19 protein-coding genes are annotated in these 16,956 nt (G+C 34.2%); 1 reads left to right on the forward strand and 18 read right to left on the reverse strand.

Annotated elements, in window-relative coordinates:
- Positions 1–333: 333 nt before the first annotated feature.
- The 12 genes from AC1Z3S_RS18950 to AC1Z3S_RS19005 all read right to left on the reverse strand — a co-directional run bounded on the left by AC1Z3S_RS18950 (position 334) and on the right by AC1Z3S_RS19005 (position 12,870).
- A complete protein-coding gene (locus tag AC1Z3S_RS18950) occupies positions 334–2,418 on the reverse strand; it encodes a bacterial Ig-like domain-containing protein (RefSeq protein ID WP_461741675.1) in 2,085 nt (694 codons plus the stop codon).
- Between the two features lie 1,410 nt (positions 2,419–3,828).
- A complete protein-coding gene (locus tag AC1Z3S_RS18955; protein WP_461741676.1) occupies positions 3,829–5,673 on the reverse strand; it encodes a BglG family transcription antiterminator in 1,845 nt (614 codons plus the stop codon).
- A 65-nt stretch (positions 5,674–5,738) separates the two neighbouring features.
- Complete coding sequence (locus AC1Z3S_RS18960) at positions 5,739–6,557, reverse strand: PTS system mannose/fructose/sorbose family transporter subunit IID (RefSeq protein WP_461741677.1); 819 nt, start codon at positions 6,555–6,557, stop codon at positions 5,739–5,741.
- Positions 6,550–7,338: a PTS mannose/fructose/sorbose/N-acetylgalactosamine transporter subunit IIC gene (locus AC1Z3S_RS18965; RefSeq protein WP_461741678.1), complete on the reverse strand. Its 789-nt coding sequence runs from the start codon at positions 7,336–7,338 to the stop codon at positions 6,550–6,552. Before AC1Z3S_RS18965 ends, AC1Z3S_RS18960 begins: the two co-directional genes overlap by 8 nt.
- A gap of 15 nt (positions 7,339–7,353) precedes the next feature.
- Positions 7,354–7,821: a PTS sugar transporter subunit IIB gene (locus AC1Z3S_RS18970; RefSeq protein WP_461741679.1), complete on the reverse strand. Its 468-nt coding sequence runs from the start codon at positions 7,819–7,821 to the stop codon at positions 7,354–7,356.
- 11 nt (positions 7,822–7,832) lie between these two features.
- Positions 7,833–8,243, reverse strand: a complete 411-nt coding sequence (locus AC1Z3S_RS18975) for a PTS sugar transporter subunit IIA (protein ID WP_461741680.1) — start codon at positions 8,241–8,243, stop codon at positions 7,833–7,835.
- Positions 8,244–8,251: 8 nt separating this feature from the next.
- On the reverse strand, positions 8,252–9,310 hold the full coding sequence (locus AC1Z3S_RS18980; protein ID WP_461741681.1) for an SIS domain-containing protein: 1,059 nt from the start codon (positions 9,308–9,310) through the stop codon (positions 8,252–8,254).
- 571 nt (positions 9,311–9,881) lie between these two features.
- Positions 9,882–10,691, reverse strand: coding sequence for a hypothetical protein (locus AC1Z3S_RS18985; protein WP_461741682.1), 810 nt, complete (start codon positions 10,689–10,691; stop codon positions 9,882–9,884).
- 502 nt (positions 10,692–11,193) lie between these two features.
- Positions 11,194–11,343 (reverse strand): putative holin-like toxin, encoded by a 150-nt coding sequence (locus AC1Z3S_RS18990; protein WP_461741683.1) that lies wholly within the window; start codon positions 11,341–11,343, stop codon positions 11,194–11,196.
- 130 nt (positions 11,344–11,473) lie between these two features.
- Complete coding sequence (locus AC1Z3S_RS18995) at positions 11,474–11,641, reverse strand: hypothetical protein (protein ID WP_461741684.1); 168 nt, start codon at positions 11,639–11,641, stop codon at positions 11,474–11,476.
- 234 nt (positions 11,642–11,875) lie between these two features.
- Entirely contained in the window at positions 11,876–12,445 is a 570-nt protein-coding gene (locus tag AC1Z3S_RS19000) for a recombinase family protein (RefSeq protein ID WP_461741693.1), read from the reverse strand.
- Positions 12,446–12,627: 182 nt separating this feature from the next.
- Positions 12,628–12,870, reverse strand: coding sequence for a hypothetical protein (locus tag AC1Z3S_RS19005; RefSeq protein ID WP_461741685.1), 243 nt, complete (start codon positions 12,868–12,870; stop codon positions 12,628–12,630).
- 166 nt (positions 12,871–13,036) lie between these two features.
- Here AC1Z3S_RS19005 and AC1Z3S_RS19010 point away from each other — a divergent pair, with 166 nt between their 5' ends.
- The gene (locus tag AC1Z3S_RS19010) at positions 13,037–13,453 is read left to right on the forward strand and encodes a hypothetical protein (protein WP_461741686.1); all 417 of its coding nucleotides are present in this window, start codon (positions 13,037–13,039) and stop codon (positions 13,451–13,453) included.
- 54 nt (positions 13,454–13,507) lie between these two features.
- Here AC1Z3S_RS19010 and AC1Z3S_RS19015 read toward each other — a convergent pair whose 3' ends face one another.
- The 6 genes from AC1Z3S_RS19015 to AC1Z3S_RS19040 all read right to left on the reverse strand — a co-directional run bounded on the left by AC1Z3S_RS19015 (position 13,508) and on the right by AC1Z3S_RS19040 (position 16,758).
- On the reverse strand, positions 13,508–13,681 hold the full coding sequence (locus tag AC1Z3S_RS19015; protein WP_461741687.1) for a hypothetical protein: 174 nt from the start codon (positions 13,679–13,681) through the stop codon (positions 13,508–13,510).
- 365 nt (positions 13,682–14,046) lie between these two features.
- Complete coding sequence (gene mobP2, locus AC1Z3S_RS19020; protein ID WP_461741688.1) at positions 14,047–15,261, reverse strand: MobP2 family relaxase; 1,215 nt, start codon at positions 15,259–15,261, stop codon at positions 14,047–14,049.
- Positions 15,261–15,743, reverse strand: a complete 483-nt coding sequence (locus AC1Z3S_RS19025; protein ID WP_461741689.1) for a hypothetical protein — start codon at positions 15,741–15,743, stop codon at positions 15,261–15,263. The genes mobP2 and AC1Z3S_RS19025 overlap by 1 nt, the downstream gene beginning before the upstream one ends.
- Positions 15,744–15,750: 7 nt before the next feature.
- On the reverse strand, positions 15,751–16,023 hold the full coding sequence (locus tag AC1Z3S_RS19030; protein WP_461741690.1) for a hypothetical protein: 273 nt from the start codon (positions 16,021–16,023) through the stop codon (positions 15,751–15,753).
- Positions 16,024–16,275: 252 nt separating this feature from the next.
- Entirely contained in the window at positions 16,276–16,509 is a 234-nt protein-coding gene (locus AC1Z3S_RS19035; protein WP_461741691.1) for a hypothetical protein, read from the reverse strand.
- A gap of 9 nt (positions 16,510–16,518) precedes the next feature.
- A complete protein-coding gene (locus tag AC1Z3S_RS19040) occupies positions 16,519–16,758 on the reverse strand; it encodes a hypothetical protein (RefSeq protein WP_461741692.1) in 240 nt (79 codons plus the stop codon).
- Positions 16,759–16,956: the final 198 nt, after the last annotated feature.

Below are 16,956 nucleotides of genomic sequence, written 5' to 3' on the forward strand. Positions count from 1 at the left end.
AATAGTTTTTAATTTCTTCAGTACCTTTTTTTGTATTAAAGGCACCTAAATACGAAAAACCTGTCGCGCTGTTTCCAGATAAGACAAAACAAATTTTTTTCATGCAATCGCTCCCTTTTATTTAGTTGATCATATTATTAAACAATGTATTTTACAAAAGGCGACAATAAACTGATGTACAAATAGATTACTCAATTTGTCCCTGTTAGAAAGATTGCAATTTACTTAACATAATTCTCCTTATATTAAGTAATACTAATTTCCAAAAAAGAGCTTACACAAAATTGTGTAAGCTCTTTTCATTTTACTAACATCTAAAATTTTATAAAGACATTATTTACAAGAGTTTTTTCTGCGTTTCATACCAAAGTATGCTACAAAACCTAAAATGACTGCACCTAAAGCCACCATCGACCAAGAAGTTTCTTCTCCAGTTTGAGGTAGAGTCTTTGAAGTAGTACTTGTAGTGTTAACAGTAGTCGGGTTAGCAGGAGAAACTGTTCCACCTGTACCTGATAAAGTGTTCTTTTTATAGACATAAGTCACTACAATTGAATCAGAAGTATAGATTCCAAGTGAATTACTTGGTAAGTGTGTTTCATCTAAAACGTACCCTGTTATATCAATTGCACTTGTAGTGTATGCATTCCCAATAGCGCCAGTTTGTGTGCGGGCAGAAGCAATTTCATCACCATTTTCGTTGACATATCTCGTAGTAACTGTACCATTCCCTACTGGGATATCAAGTACTATTAGTTTCACATTAGTATTTTGTCCATCTGCACTTGTAACTGTGACTGTGTATGTTCCCGCCTTCATTAAGTCAGCGTTCGTTAAATCTACGCTTACTTCACTTGCGTTGCCAGCCTTATCTGTCGCGGAGGCTTTAAAGTTCGTCACTGTTGGTTCTGGGTCACCGATATACATCGTATAGTCAGAGGCAGTTATGCTTTGTTGGTTTGCTAAGACAGTTAGAGTGACTTCTTTGCTTTGTCCATCGGCACTTGTAACTGTGACTGTGTACGTTCCTGCCTTCGTTAAGTCAGCATTCGTTAAATCTACGCTTACTTCACTTACGTTGCCATCCTTATCTGTTGCGGAAGCTTTAAAGTTCGCAACTGTTGGTTCTGGGTCACCGACATACATCGTATAGTCAGAGGCAGTTATGCTTTGTTGGTTTGCTAAGACAGTTAGAGTGACTTCTTTGCTTTGTCCATCGGCACTTGTAACTGTGACTGTGTACGTTCCTGCCTTCGTTAAGTCAGCATTCGTTAAATCTACGCTTACTTCACTTACGTTGCCATCCTTATCTGTTGCGGAAGCTTTAAAGTTCGCAACTGTTGGTTCTGGGTCACCGACATACATCGTATAGTCAGAGGCAGTTATGCTTTGTTGGTTTGCTAAGACAGTTAGAGTAACATCTTTACTTTGTCCATCGGCACTTGTAACTGTAACTGTGTACGTTCCCGCCTTCGTTAAGTCAGCATTCGTTAAATCTACGCTTACTTCATTTACGTTGCCATCCTTATCAGTTGCGGAAGCTTTAAAGTCAGTTGCTGTTGGTTCTGGGTCACCGACATACATCGTGTAGTCAGAAGCAGTGATCCATTTGTAAGTTAAAGTTATTTCTGCTAACTGATTAGTTTCACCATAGGTTCCAGTTAAGGTATCAGGATTTGCAGAAACATAAGTATAATTATAATCTCCTTCTGAAAAATCAGCAGTATCTATCGTGAAGGTATCACCAGCAGTGCCATTCATAGCTGTATCTGTTTTAATTGTTTTTCCAGACACATCTACATAATGAACTGTAATATCAGAATAAATTATAACTGTACTTGTAGCAGTAGTCGTGTTCCCATCACTATCTGTCACAGTATAGGTGATAGTGTATGTTCCAGGAGTTTTTGCTTCCCAAGCATCTGAAAATCCACCATCACTTTGAATTGTGACAGAGGAACTTAAGTCACCGTCTTCTACATCAGTGGCAGTAACACCATTTAGCAACCAAGAGGTCACATCATCAATTGGCTCACTTGTGTTTAATATCTTGTCACTGGAGGTAATCATCGGTACGAAACCTGTGCCACCTGTGGATTGGAATTTGTACCCGGCTGCGGTCGTAGAACTAGCTGTTGTGTATACATCAGAAGTATAGGTAGAAATTACAGTATATTCTGATGAAATAGACGGTGCTCCAGCAAACGCATAAAAATATCCCCATGAAAAATCTATACCATCTGGTAATGTTATTGTAACTGTGTCGGCACTGGTTTGCGTTGCAGTCATTCCTAAAGATGCTAGGGTTACATACCCTGTGGAAGTATTTGGGAACCCAGATTTATTAGAGAAATAAATATTATCAGCTGATAACGTTGTACTTACAGAAGCATCAACACTTGCAAATTTAATTGACACAACCCTATTTGTAGTATCACTTTTTGAATTGTTGTAAAACCCTGCGTCATAAATTACATTAAAGTCCATTGTTGCTACATTAGCTGTGTATTGAAAACTAGTTCCATAAATAAAATTACTCACAAAGTTATCTGGAGTGGTAGCACTGGATGTAGAAGCCCCTCCACCATTAAACAACATTCTCCCTGCGTAATCGCCCCCTCCACCAGGCGAAACATATGTCGTGTTAAAAGTAGATGTAGTAATGACTGTATCATCTAAACTTGCTGTCATGACATTTCCAGTTGTTGTCAGATTTTTGGTCTGAACATTCAAAATAAAAGAAATGTTTGCTGTCGATACAACATTAACGTTAAATGTGTAAGTAGCCGTACCATTGGTTATATCTGTTGTCCAACTACCATAAGCCGTTCCTCCATTAGGGGTAAAACTACTTAAAATACTTGGGTCTGAGAATGTGAAAGTGATAGACTGACCGCTAGCTATTGTAGCCCCACTAATTCCAACTGTGTAATAAATAACTCTTGAGCCAGAAAGAGTAGTCCCTTCAGTGTAACTAGGCGTAACTGTAATTCCTGTAGTACTTGTTGTTTCATAAGTAGAAATTATATTATCTTCTTGTTGTATGATTTCAGAACTCGAATTTTCTGTCATTGTATCGGTATTTTCTTCTTCAGTTAACGTTGGACTTGTGCTGCTTATACTATCCTCTGTACTTGAATCTTCTGTTTTATCAGTTATGCTGCTCTCTATCGTTTGTTTTGTCGTGCTTGAAGTTTCCTCCGCAAAAACAACAGCTGGTGAAAAGATCTGAGAAAACAGTAATAGTGTGGTCGCAAATAAAGCAAAATTCTTTTTCATAATACTAGTACCTCCCTTAATTATTCCAAATACAATTTATTATACTATAAACAAAACCAATTCAATGTTTAAATTTTACATACACTTAAAGTTATTATCCCTCAATATTAATCTTCTAACATCCTGTATCCTTCTTCATTTGACTATTAGGGATCACGTTTTAATAATTTTCTGTTATTTAACGGCTTAGTAGACATAATGCCGATTATAAAAAGTAGCCCGCCAGATCAACGTCTAGCGGGCTTTTGCTTGTGAGCTTTTACAAATGTGCTCTTTTTGAAAATTAGAAACGTGATTAACTCCTTTTTTACCGTCTAAAAAGTTTGTGAAATTTTTTAGACGGTAAAGTGAGGTCTTGTTATTTAGAAACTCAATCTTTATAGTATAATCAGCACTCTAAATCTCAATAAAGTGCGTTGACTCAAATAAGAAATGGAGTTTTTTATTTGAGTCAATTTTGCACCGTAAAGAATATTTTTATATAGATTTGAAAGTTGAGGGGGTTTTTGAATACTTATTTCGATAAATAGGTAAGTAACAAGCGTTACTCTACATTCTCAATTGTTCAATTAATGTTAAAATATCAGGGTTTTCATGGATTTTTTTAATATGATTAGGGTTGTTGACCAAACTTGAAAAAGAGTTACACAAAATATTTAGATCCTTATCCCCATCTTTTTTTGTTTTAATTAAAAATAGTGTCTTTATAACAGTTTGCTTCCATAAAATAGGACGTTTTAACAGAACGACTAGACAAATGTTATGTTTAATAATTTTATGAAGGTCTATAATATGGACAATACCATTTCCAATTTCCTGAAATGAGAAGTTACATTTCACTTGATCCTTCAAATATCCTTTATAAAGAAGATGGTCAAAAATCTCATTAATTACTTTCTTTTTACTTTTACTTTCTACTAACAATAAGCTGTCATGATTTATATATTTTTCTAAAATTAGATGGTTATTTTCAAATTCTTTTAAATAGTTAGGAATGTTTTTTAATTGATCTTTTGTATTATTGGTAACAACTATTTTTTGTTGATAATTATTGCTTATCTTGTTTGTTGAGGACAGTAGTAGATCAAATTTATCTTCAGGACTTGGTAGAGTATCTATAAATTTGTAGTGAAAATTTTTTTTGTTATAATGCATATTGAAATAGTTCTCTAAAAATGTTCTTTCTGCTCTATTTCCACCAGTATAAATTAAAATTTTTTTGGCTGAAGCCATCCGCTCTAACATTGCTTGAAAATAAAGAATGAAAAATCCTTGTTCTTCATTTGGAATAGCTGTTTTCATATGATTCTCCAATATATTGATGGCAGAACAAGTGATTTTTGCAGCAAAGAGATACGATCTGAGAAAGCGAAATACTTGCGGATTTTGTACGGTAAAACCATATTGTATTCTTTTTCTTAATGAAACGATATGTAGCTTTACTTTTTCCCATAAGTCCAAGTCTTCTGAGAAATCTAGGTCAAAATTTTGGTATATCTCTTTTATAATTTCTTTAATTACTGTCTCTGTTCTAGTATCAATCAATTCTGTATCTTTGATAATTTTTTTACTGGTAAGATGTCGACAGATATAGGCAATAGATTTATTACTCAGATTTTTATCTGGAAATAGAAAGCCTATCTCATTGATCAACTCTTTTGTAATTAAGTAATCTGCTTCATCACAATCTAACACATATTGAGGTAGATTATCTTCATATTCAACTCTTTGATAAGTAATTAAGATTTCGATAGCTAAATCATTTATTGACGAATCCGAAACTTGAATATGATGATTAAGACTTAAGTTATTAATTTTACTTTCAATCAAGTATAAGATAGTTGTGTTTCTTTTATAGATTTTTTGATTCAATGGAGATAAGTAGCTTAGAAAACTATGATAGAAAAAGTTTGCTATTGCTAAGCGTAAGTTGTATTCACTACCTATTAGTAATACTCCTTGGTTAGGTGTGTGCTTAAGCTTCAATTTATAGTCAAATAATAGAGAACGCACCTTGTACATATCTTGTTTAAGACTTGATAAGCTTACGAATAATTCGCCTGCTAATTCTTCATATTTAATTGCTGAATCCAATAAAAGCAATTTTTGAATTATATAGGCGACACGATCGTAATTATTAAGAATCAAATCTTTATCCCGGGATAAGAACATTCCTTGTCTCTTAAAATGGTATGATTTTTTAAGAGTATAACCTTTAGCAGGCGTAGCGACTAAATATTCATGTTCAACGTTTATCAGCATTTTGATTCTAGCCAAATCTTTTTTTACTGTTCTTTTAGAAACTGCTAAATAATTTGCCATTTCTTGTGAAGTTGCTGATTCTTTAGAAAGCAAGTAATCAATTAATAATAATTCTCTGTTTGAAAATTCCATCATAAAGACTCCTTAAAAAAGTACAAGGCTATTCACCTTGTACTCATTATATCATCAATAAGTTTTTAAAATAATCCTAGAACAGAACCAGCTAACCCAAAAAGGATAGTGATAACTAATAAAAAAGTAGGGCTCTTTTTCTTTTTCTTCAATAACCAAAACATGAATAACGTATACAATAATGGTAAGAGCATTGGAAATACTTGATCAATATATTCTTGCAATTCAAATGTTGTATCACTGAAGGCAAAAGATACCTTAGTACTAAGTTGCACCATTTGGGCACTCATTGCTCCAATAACCATCAAACCGACAATAGTAGCTGCCCGCGAAAGCTTATTAAATAAATTAGACTCAGATAAATCTGAGAGAATAGATGTTCCTATAGAATATCCAAATACTCCTCCATAATAACGCAATAATAGGTGAGGGACATTGAAAACGATAAGGAATAAAAGTGGTCCTAATAGGCTTCCTTCCTTAGCCAATGGCAAAGCAATTGCTGCAGCAATTATTCTAAGTGTGCCCCAGAAAAAAGAGTCTCCAATTCCTGCAAGTGGCCCCATTAAACTAACCTTGATATTATTTATAGTATCTTTATCAAAATTAGTATTTTGACTTGCTTCTTTCTCTAATGCGGCTGAGACCCCAGTTATTGTTGTGACCAAGTGAGGCGTCGTATTGAAGATTTGCATATGTCTAGTCAAAGCATCTGCTTGATCTTCTTTTTTTGAATAAAAACGCTTGATTGCTGGCCACATGCCTAGTGAATATCCTAGAGCTTGCTGTCGTTCATAATTATAGGAATTTTCTAAAATAAAAGAATACCAGAACATTTCACGGAAAAACTTCTTATCTTCTTTACTGTATTTTTTTTTATTCATCAAATAATCCCTCCAAATCATTATCTTCTTGCTGTTCTTGATTTCCACCAGATGGTTTGCCGTTACCAATCTCAAAGACAATTATGAAAGCTAGAATTACACCAACTAAAGTGACCGCTAATATAGGTAAATTCCCATAGGAAATCATGATGAATCCTAATAGAAAATACAGCATATTTTTACCATTCATCATTGGTTGTAACAATAATGCAAATCCGACAGCCGGTAGTAAGTTACCAGCTACTTGTAAGCCATTCATAATTGTTTCGGGAATATTGTTTACGAAGGCTTCTACCGCAGAAGATCCAAAAAGTATAGCAATAAAGACAACTAGAAAATACATTAGGCATTGAAGTAATAAACCAAACATATTAAGGGCAAACATTCCTTTTACATTCGCTTTTTCAGCTAATGAAACAGCAAAATTCATAAACCAGCTTCGAACAATAAAAATAATAACTTTTAATGACTGTGCTAAAATAGCTATTGGTAGTGCTAAAGTTAAAGCAATTTCTGAACCTTTACCAGTTATAATTGCAAAAGCTGCCCCTAACGAAGCTCCGACTAAAACATCTGGAGGCACTGCTGCTCCTACTTGAATGGCACCCATGAATACTAATTCTAAACTTGCGCCTATCATAATTCCTGATTTTAAATCACCTAAAATTAAGCCAACTAACGTACAAATAATGATAGGTCGGTTGACCATAGGGGTTCCCCCCATTTTTTCGAAAAACCAAACAATGGCTACTACCAATGCTACTAAAAGAGCTTTTCCCATAATTATGACCCCCTTCTACAAGTCTTTAAACATTTTCGCCTTATCTGATGGAACTAACCGAAATTCAATTGATTGTCCAGAATCACTCATAGCTTTTAAAATTTTTTTCTCAGATTCTGAAATATAAGAAAATGATGTTAATGGATACTTGTTTGGTGCTTTTTGAATCCCTCCAATATTTAAAACTGGGGACTCATCTATTCCTGTTAATATTTTCTGAGCAGTTTCAATTGTGTCAGTGACAACAAAAACTTTAAGATTTTTCAGTTTTTCATTATTCAATAATTCAATTGCATCTTGGCTATTTCTTATAGCTAATTTAACCCCTTCAGGTTTCGCCATTTTTATAGCCATTTTACGGATATCATCATTAACAGCTGTTTCACTAACTATGACAATTGCATTATATCCTAAATCGGCTTTCCAGCTATATGCTACTTGTCCATGTAGCAATCGATCGTCAACTCTAACTAGCTCTATCATTCATATTCCTCCTAGAAATCATCGTTGTTTGTATCCTCAAGAAGTAAATCATTTACAAATTGGATTTGTTTTCTACTATCAAAAACGAGCTGTTGTATTTTTTCATCTGAAAAATCATTTTTTAAGGTTAGCAGTTCAAGTACTAATGGAAGATTCATTCCAGTGATTATTTTTGTTTGGGTTAGGTCAAAAGATGTGATTGCTTTTTGATTGACACTTCCACCAAAAATATCAGTCAGAATTATGGATTGTGATTCTAAAAATCCATCTGTTTCTTTAAGTGAAAATAATTTTTCATCCAGAGTTTCATCGTCTAAATACATATCAATGGATACGACATTTGATTGTTTACCTAAAATAACCTCGACTGCTGAAAGGATCCCACTGGCTAATCGGCCATGACTTATTAAAATAAATTTCATTTTTTCACCTACAAACTTTTAGTAATATAATGATCAATCTGTGGATAAATTCTTTGATTTAAATCTCTTCCATGATCTTGAGATAATTCATAGCTAAAGATTTGAAACATAGTAGCGTATAACAATGTGTCAAAGTGACTTTTGTTTCCAATTTTTATCGTGTTTTCACCTTCGAAACAAGAAATTATTTTTGAGAAGGAACCAATTTCTTGTCTTACAAAATAATCAATTTGCTGTGCTTTTTTTGAGTCATTTAAATTATTAGCTAAAAAGAAGAAGCCTATTTCTTTTTTGAAACAATTTTGAGGACCATGTATTAGTTCTTCTATTTCAAAACTATTTGTTATAAGTGGGACCATCTCCATAAATTTAATATCTGCTTCTTGTGCAACTGCCCAAAGAGAACTACCACCAGCAAAAAATAGTGCTTTGCTCTTTATCAAGTCTGTTCTGAACAAATGGTACTGTTTCTTACTAAACTCAATAATTGAATCGATTTCTTGTGGTAGCTTGTTTAAATCATCCATCAGGGAATCCCGTTGAATAAAAGAAATGTGTGAAAGATTTGTAGCGAACTCAATTAAAAATAAATAGAGAGTTAACGTCGTTAGTGTATAACCAGATGTTCGGTATATAAATGGTTCTTTTTCACTCCCAATTTCCAGATTAAAGGTTGAGTGCTGCCCTATAATGCTATCTCCCCTTTCCGTTAATGATAACGTCCTACCCCCACATTTATGAATAATGTCTATTGCATCCATCACAGATTTAGTTTTCCCACCCTGAGAAATATAAATGTAAATAGCATCAGATTCGAATTCACTCTCTGTAAAATTCTCGATGAAGTAGTTGGGATATATTACTTCAAATGGGATACTAAGGTAACTTTCAGAAAATGTTTTTACTGTAAAAGCTGAATTATAAGAGGTTCCTGAAGCAATTACTTTTACTTTTTTTTCTTTATTTAGTTGATTGATTACAAATTTTATTTCGTCGAGATTATTAAATTTCTTTTCAATTAGTTTTGGGATACTTTCAATTGTATCTAACATTGTAATTTTAGTCATTGTATGTATTCCTCCTGTATTTTTAATATACACTCGAAAAAGAAACGCTTCCATATAAAAAATTACACTAATATTAGTGCATATATTTTATTAAAATCAAGTTCTACTCGATGTTGCTTCATTACTGCTTAGTACGAAAATTTTTTACTTTTTTTTAGTTTAGATTACTAAATTTTTGAAAACAATCGATATTTATTTTCATTTGAGATTTTTTTCAGACTTTTTACTAAATTTTGTAATTCTGATTATTCATATCTATTCTTGATTAAGTGAAACTATTCCATTGTCTCCTGACCATAAATCGATACCGTGAAAAAACGCTGTTCATTTATGGACACAAGTTTTTGACACCATCTAACACCATGCACCATAAGGAAAAAAAAAGGTCCAAAAACTTTTAAGTTTCTGAACCTTTTCGGATGTTTAATTTTGAATACATGAAATCCGTCTTTAGTGGATTCAAACAAACGGATGACAAATGTATAAAGCCAAAAATAAATAGCAGAAAAATCCTAATAGTTTATAATTTTGAGAACTTTTTTCAGAATGAAATTCTATGTTAATTGAGCTCTTATAACTTCATTAGTAGCAATAATTTGTTTACTTCATCAGGATAAGATTTCTCCAATCTTTTCTTTTTTAGGTTCTCTTTTACGATAGTCTTTATATCTTTGCTAGCATTGTTTTCAAGTAGCTTTTCAAAAAAAGAAAAACCGATTTGTGGATTTTTACTAACAATAACACTTGGAGCAAAGCATAACCCTTTTTTTAAAATTGTTTTATCCTCCTTAGTAAATTTGACCTCATCAAAGTGGATATAATAATTGAAAGCTTTTTCCATTACTTCCTCAGAAAAAGTCAGTTGTTCTTTTGAAATAAGCAATTCCGGATGTGACACGGTTGCTAATACTCCTCTTATCTCTAAGGGGGTGGCTTCTTCGGTTAAAAGCGACTTAAAAATCCTAATCAATGAAGTATAGGATGCCTCTCCAATTCTCTTATAACTCTCTGTAACTATTTCGCGAACACGCCAACGTTGATCATTTAGAGACTCGACTAAATTTTCTTCTATCAGTACCTTTTTATCATGGGTGCACTTTTCATAAATACCACCTAGAGAGTTCAATGCTGTTAAGACAAGTTCAGTTTTAGGACTATTTCCGTCAACATTTAGATGTAGCCAGTCTTCTAATCTTTTGTACCATAATTCAGAAAATGGATAGGTTTCTTCAAAAACATCCGCTACACTAGAAATCGTTTTTAAATTTGCCATTCTTCCTGGCAGATACGAACTTTCTAAAATAAGCTTTTCTAAGTTAACGAACTCATCATTTTTTATTAAATACTCTACTTGATTTTTTTCTATTTTCTTTTGAATCATTAAATAGCCACCTCATTATTCAATAAGTATATCATGGACCACATTTCTATGAATCGACCATCCTAACTTTATAAGACGATTCTTGAGTGTACAATCCGAGTCTGCTAAACCCTGAGTTAGTCTACATAACATCGATTATCAAAAGTAGCCCGCCAGATCAACGTCTAGCGGGCTTTCCTTTGTGAATTTTTAAAAATGCGCTTTTTTGAAATTTTTAAACGTGAACAGGTCACAATTCCTCACTCGAAAAAGTTTGTGAAATTTTTTGAGTAGTAAAATGGAGTTTTGTTATAAAAAGGCTATAAAAGAAATATTTATCTTTGTTTTTTGGTAAGGAATCATGCTATAATATGTATGTATTATATGTATATACAATACATACATAAAAGAGACGTACGCTAATACGTCCCTTTTCATGCTAACTTGAACACCGTTTCAAGAACGGCAGCAAAGTTTTAATTATCTAAATAAATAATCGTTCATTGCCTGGATAGCGGAACGGTTATTTTTTTTTGTCGTTAGATAGCTTAATCAATGCAAGCACAAATGTTAGGAGTGATAGAATAAATCCACCAAACAATAACATCAGCTGCAAGACTTCAGCAGTAGACAAAAGGCGTCTCCTTTCTTGAGATTTTGGAAGTACGCTCATACGCACCACCTCACAATCGATTGGATAGCCACCGTTCACGAATCAGTTTTCGTTAGCTAGTTTATTATAGCAAAAAACTACTATGACTTAAATACGTCTATTATTTAACCAGTTTCCAAAGGTAGTAAAATCAAACGCTGCGATCAGCAAGTCTTTCAGAAATGATATCATACAGCCAAACAATAGCCCAAAAAAGGTGAGTCACAATCCAACCAACAATCCTAAAAGCGACGCCTATGAGTTTAAAACCAAAATAGAAGACTGCCAGAAAATAGAAAGTATCTTTCCATGTGAACATAAGCAACTCCCCCTTTTTTCTTGATATGGTAATATTTTTAAAAAGGAGCGTATGTCTCCTTTTAAAATTAAACAAAAAATTATTCCAAAAATTAAAATAATTATGCTGATCCCTAAAATACTAATCAAAACCAAGAATCCCTCCTTCATTGCTTTACAGTCGCTACGAAACTTTCGTCCAATATTTTTGCAACATCTTCTAGGTTAATGATTTCTTTCATAAAATAGTTACGCCTTAATTGTCAATTTCATTTCGATTTTTTAAGTACCTATATAATGTAGCTGGACTAACACCTGTTTTTTCCGTAATCTCTTTATTCGAATATTTTTTTGTGTCATATAAAGTGATTGCATGATCTATTTTGCTTTTGTCTGCTCTCGGACGGCCACCGACCCTTCCCCTCGCACGAGCACTTTTCAAACCCTCTTTCGTTCGGTCAACTATCAATTCCCTCTCAAATTCAGCGAAAGCTTGAAAAACGGTTAACATCAATTTTCCTTGAGGTGTTGAAGTATCGAAATTTTCTTTATCACTAATCACCTTAACTTTTTTATCAGAAAAAAACTCTACCAGGTTAATCAAATCCTTTGTACTTCGTCCTAACCGACTCCATGATTCGACAACAACGGTGTCACCCTCACGAACAACTTCTTTGAGTTTGTCTAACGCTGGGCGACTAGATTTCGTGCCAGTAATTTTTTCCGTCATAATTTCGTTGCATTCATATTTCTTTAGAATATCCAGCTGTCGATTTAATTCTTGAGATCGTGTACTTACACGAGCATATCCATAAATGTAATTCATATCACCACTCCCACCTAAATTATAACATAAACGGTAGTTTACGATACGTTGTTTTTGATAGAAGTTTTGAAACAGTTTATAGGTAATAATTTCAAAAAAATCAAGGTCCACTAATTTGTCTCATAAACAATCGTTTTTGATACTCAAAACATTAACTTCCTATTTTCTGTAAATTATTGTAGTTAAGCCAACCACTCGATAGCCTCAATTAATACATCATTTAAAGAGGCGCTTAAGAGGCCTCGAAAAGATGGGTCGCTTTTTTCTTTTTCATACGGTTCAATATCAACTACCCACACTTTGTCTTTAAAGTTATCAGACAAATCTTGAGATATTCTAACTTCATATCCCGCTTCTATAATTGTTCTCAGCAATGCCTCTGTTTTAGGCCCCTCATCATTATTACTTTTCCATTTTTTAAACATGATTAACTCCTTTCAATCCTTTTTCTTAAAGTTTGCTTTCCGCTAAAGCGTGAGTTAGTGGACTCATAACAAAGACAACTGTATGGTTTTTACACTAAACTTATTGTTTGCACACCAGAATAAAAAATTTTTGCTATAATTTATTAAAAAGGTTTTAGGTGCAAAAATGAAATATAAAAATTTTGTATTATTCATTTTATTTATTGCCGTGATAATTGTTGCGTCAATATTTATTTTTCTTGGAATTAATGAAACACCAGAAAATACTCAAATAGTTGGTGGTTATGGTTCCCACCTCCGTTATTTAGATTGCACAGTATCAGAAATCGTTACGGATAAAGTGGTTGTCATTGCAAATGAAAACGCCTATACTCCGGAAACCTTCAAATCCGGTGATAAAATAATACTAGATTTTAAAGATATGCAAAATCCAATCAATCCACTTGAATTGGGTCTATCCATTGGCGATCAAATAAAACTAACTTACCTAACCATAGATGATGTAAATTACAATCCTCCACTAGTGTTTATGGGTTACCCTAGTAATATTGAGCTGGATGGCGCCAAGTTGATTTATGATTAATTTTCTGACAGAAAGTCCCTTTAAACTAAAATGTATTTTAGAACGTGAGTTAACTCAATCCCCTTCAGCGTGTAATCCGTTGGGATACTCTTCTTTCTCATACCTTTCTATAACATTTTGATAAAAAGTTATGAGCTGTATATATTCAGCCTCATTCATTATTGGTGCAATTTGTTTAGTCATTTTTAGTGCTTCCCGTACCTGTGGTATTGTAATTTGGTTTTCCATTCCCTTTTCCTTCCTGGCAGACAAAAGCTTCCTTTTGCCTATTCTAGATTCAGCAATTTTCTAGCTTGACCTTCTGTAATCCACTTTTTTTCATTTTGAATCATGTAAATTTTAAACTCATAATAATATCCGAGTCTTTTCCAATCCTCTTTATAAGCAAGAATCGCAGCTAAGTCATGTAATTGCCTCTTAGTGCTATATCTTTTTCGCTTCATTGACATACAATATCCGTTCTGGCAGCTTGTTGAATTTCGGCTTTACTAAGGATTTTAGTTGGTCTTTTTTCTACCATAAATCCATTCTCCCTTCTAGTTTAAAATGCAAAAAAGGAAGGTCCATCTTTAGGACCTTCCTCTGTCTAATTCTCATTTACGTTTCATTTCTTTTTTAAATTCGTCTCTCTCAAATGAGAGCCGATTAAGAAAATCCTGGTGGGACTCCTGTATACCAAATTTTAACTTCGATAGTGCTTTTTTGGTTAATCGTTCAGGATGTTGTTTGCCATATAGTTGTTCCATTTGCTCTGGTGTAAACCCCCGGCTTTCTTTCCATTCTTCTTTATTTAATAGACTGGTCAACTCTCTTAGCAGGGCATTGCCCATCATAGAATTTAATTCCTGAAGCTTATTGTCTTTATAATATTTTTGCTGGTTGCCTTCGTAAGTATCACCATAAACACGTTCGTAGAAATTTGTTTGTTCATCTAATAAACGAGATAATTCGTCAAATGCTGCTGGATTATTTTGTTCAATAATTTGTTTGGTAATACTGTCAATTGTTGGACGATAATCTTCCATTTGAGGATGATTATATTTCCATAAATTTCTGTCTTTTGGTAGCTGGTTCATCAAGCGACTAAGGTTTCTCATCAACATAAAATCCTTTGAGTATCCTTGAGAAAACATATTTTTTGTCAATTCTTCTCTCATTAAGTAACTGATTCTAACGAGGGCTGGCTCACGGTTCTCAATAGTATTCGCAAAACTTGATTTCATGGCTCGAACCGTTTTCGGTGGCACTTTTCCCCGGTAAACTTCATTTCCATAAAAGTCCATCTTCTCAAGTATGCCTTCAGGATTTCGAACGACCATCATTGTATGAACATGGATGTTTCCCGTATTGAAATGAATCGCCGCCGCCCACTCACAGCCATGTCCAAAATTCATCTGGTCAATCATTTTGGACATGGCTGCTCTAGTAGCTTCCCTAACGGCACTTTCATCTAAAGTATACGCACCGTTATCTGTCAACATACCTAATTCCTTCAGGTACTCGTTGTCGAAAGAAAAGACTGTCTGCCACATGGGGCTTTCATTTGCACGAGCTTCTATGAAGCTGGCCTTTATCCGCTGTTTTCCAGCTAGATCAACATGGTCTTGTCGTCCATCAAATAAGGTGCTAATCCGCCCTTCACCATTCTTTAAATGTAAAGAATCGTCGTCTGAATAAATGTGCCAGCCTTCCACAGTACGACCTCGAACAGCTTCCTTACGATCGATATAATCGATTGCTTTTGAATACTTTTTACTCTTAGGTGAAATGAATTTCGCCTTTGAGATAATCCCTGGTGACGTGGGCATTATTTATCCCCTTCTTCCAGTGCTTTTTGTTCGATTGCATTCCGCTTGGTGGCTGCTTGTTGAGCGAAGTGCGTGAGTTGTTCCTTAATTCGATTTTCGGCCACACTGAGAACATTTGTCTTGGCCGTTGTCGTCAACACGACATTATCATCGGTACGGTCAAGTTTCAGTGTATTAATCATATGGTTCAGCACTTCAGTGATTACTTTTGTTTGCCGGTCAGAGTAGCTCGTCCGGCGCCTTAAGATATCTATAGGCTCTTTTAGCTCTTTAATTACCCGATTAGCGATTTCCTCTGCTAAGATATCCCCTAACAGCTGATTGTTATCTCTACTTTTTTCTTTCAAAATTAAATTTTCAATCGCTTCTCCGAAAGAACGAGAGTTTGTTTCACGCATGTAACCTAAGAGCCATTCTTTCCCCTCTTTACTAATAGTTGTGTGTAAACGATCCAGATTTTTTTTATCTATTTCATCGGTCACTTTCTCCTCACTCTCCAATCAAATCTTGATATATTTTTTGTACTTTCCTAATTTCTTGCGTATTAATTTCCAGCACTTCTAATGTTTGCTTTTGCAGTTCAGAGTATTTGTTATCGAGGGCTTGGACCTCTGACCGTTCGGCAACCTCCGACAACAGATCAAGCAGGAAGCCATTGAGTGATTTCCCAGATAGTCGGGCAAGTTCTTTGAGCCTTTTTATCTTATCTTCTGGTAGTCCACGAATGGCAATACGTGGATGTTCTTTGTATTTTTTGACCAAAGCAAGACATCCTTTAGAATGGTTGTGCGTTTTTTAGAAACCCACATAAATAGGCGAAGCCTATTTTGAGAGTCTTTTAAAAAAGAGCATAAGAGAAAACTGACACCATTATCATGCCTATCCCCGCAGTGCGGGGGTTTTCAATGGTGCCAGTTTCAATTGGTTTAACACATGATCTGTGTAGGGTTAACACAGTCTTAACACATTACGAACACATTATTTGTGCTAAAAACACATAATTTGTGTCACCCACTATTTATAGGTTTTTAGCTTCTCTTGCAACATTACAATCTGTAATTGATACTCTTCAAGTTGTGTTTCTTGTACAGCTTGACTCTGTTCTTCCTGACGAATTTCTCCTTCTAATAATCGAATTTGGGTACTGGTTTCTGTCTGTTGTTTCTCAGTTTCAAATTCTAAATTACTACGCAAATCATTGATAGATACTTGGTATTCTTCGATAGATTTTTTAGAGCAGTCAATCATTGTTTGTCTTTATTCAATCGCTGTATTTCTCAAAGAAATAGAATCCTCCAATAACTCCTCGTTCACTTGTTGTTCCGTGAGTAATAGAACGGAGGAACTAGATAAACCACTGCGACTAAACACGATTTGATTTTGATAGTCTTGCGTTAACATAGTCAGGGGTACGGTAACCCGAATGACTTCCAACTGGTTCGGTAAATAATCAATATAAACATACGTATAATGGTCCTGTCCTTGAAAAATTTTCACTTGCCGATTGCCTTCTGAAGCGTCCTAATATTCCACATTTACCGACCAAGAATCCTTCACATTAGACGACGTAATCGCCTCATTTGCTAGGACAAAGGAGAGTTTATTTCCATCAAAATCTACGGAATAATCTAGCAGTTCATAGGTAACGTTACCTGTCACTAAGCTAATTAAAACTGCTATAGAATTGTATTTTGG

It is taken from the genome of Enterococcus sp. LJL90 (assembly GCF_056924355.1).

Coding starts and splice junctions, on each gene's coding strand:
- AC1Z3S_RS18955 (WP_461741676.1), bottom strand. CDS start 5,673: ATGGAATTTTCAAACAGAGAATTATTATTAATTGATTACTTGCTTTCT.
- AC1Z3S_RS18960 (WP_461741677.1), bottom strand. CDS start 6,557: ATGAATAAAAAAAAATACAGTAAAGAAGATAAGAAGTTTTTCCGTGAA.
- AC1Z3S_RS18965 (WP_461741678.1), bottom strand. CDS start 7,338: ATGGGAAAAGCTCTTTTAGTAGCATTGGTAGTAGCCATTGTTTGGTTT.
- AC1Z3S_RS18970 (WP_461741679.1), bottom strand. CDS start 7,821: ATGATAGAGCTAGTTAGAGTTGACGATCGATTGCTACATGGACAAGTA.
- AC1Z3S_RS18975 (WP_461741680.1), bottom strand. CDS start 8,243: ATGAAATTTATTTTAATAAGTCATGGCCGATTAGCCAGTGGGATCCTT.
- AC1Z3S_RS18980 (WP_461741681.1), bottom strand. CDS start 9,310: ATGACTAAAATTACAATGTTAGATACAATTGAAAGTATCCCAAAACTA.
- AC1Z3S_RS18985 (WP_461741682.1), bottom strand. CDS start 10,691: ATGATTCAAAAGAAAATAGAAAAAAATCAAGTAGAGTATTTAATAAAA.
- AC1Z3S_RS18990 (WP_461741683.1), bottom strand. CDS start 11,343: ATGAGCGTACTTCCAAAATCTCAAGAAAGGAGACGCCTTTTGTCTACT.
- AC1Z3S_RS18995 (WP_461741684.1), bottom strand. CDS start 11,641: ATGTTCACATGGAAAGATACTTTCTATTTTCTGGCAGTCTTCTATTTT.
- AC1Z3S_RS19000 (WP_461741693.1), bottom strand. CDS start 12,445: ATGAATTACATTTATGGATATGCTCGTGTAAGTACACGATCTCAAGAA.
- AC1Z3S_RS19005 (WP_461741685.1), bottom strand. CDS start 12,870: ATGTTTAAAAAATGGAAAAGTAATAATGATGAGGGGCCTAAAACAGAG.
- AC1Z3S_RS19010 (WP_461741686.1), top strand. CDS start 13,037: ATGAAATATAAAAATTTTGTATTATTCATTTTATTTATTGCCGTGATA.
- AC1Z3S_RS19015 (WP_461741687.1), bottom strand. CDS start 13,681: ATGGAAAACCAAATTACAATACCACAGGTACGGGAAGCACTAAAAATG.
- mobP2 (WP_461741688.1), bottom strand. CDS start 15,261: ATGCCCACGTCACCAGGGATTATCTCAAAGGCGAAATTCATTTCACCT.
- AC1Z3S_RS19035 (WP_461741691.1), bottom strand. CDS start 16,509: ATGATTGACTGCTCTAAAAAATCTATCGAAGAATACCAAGTATCTATC.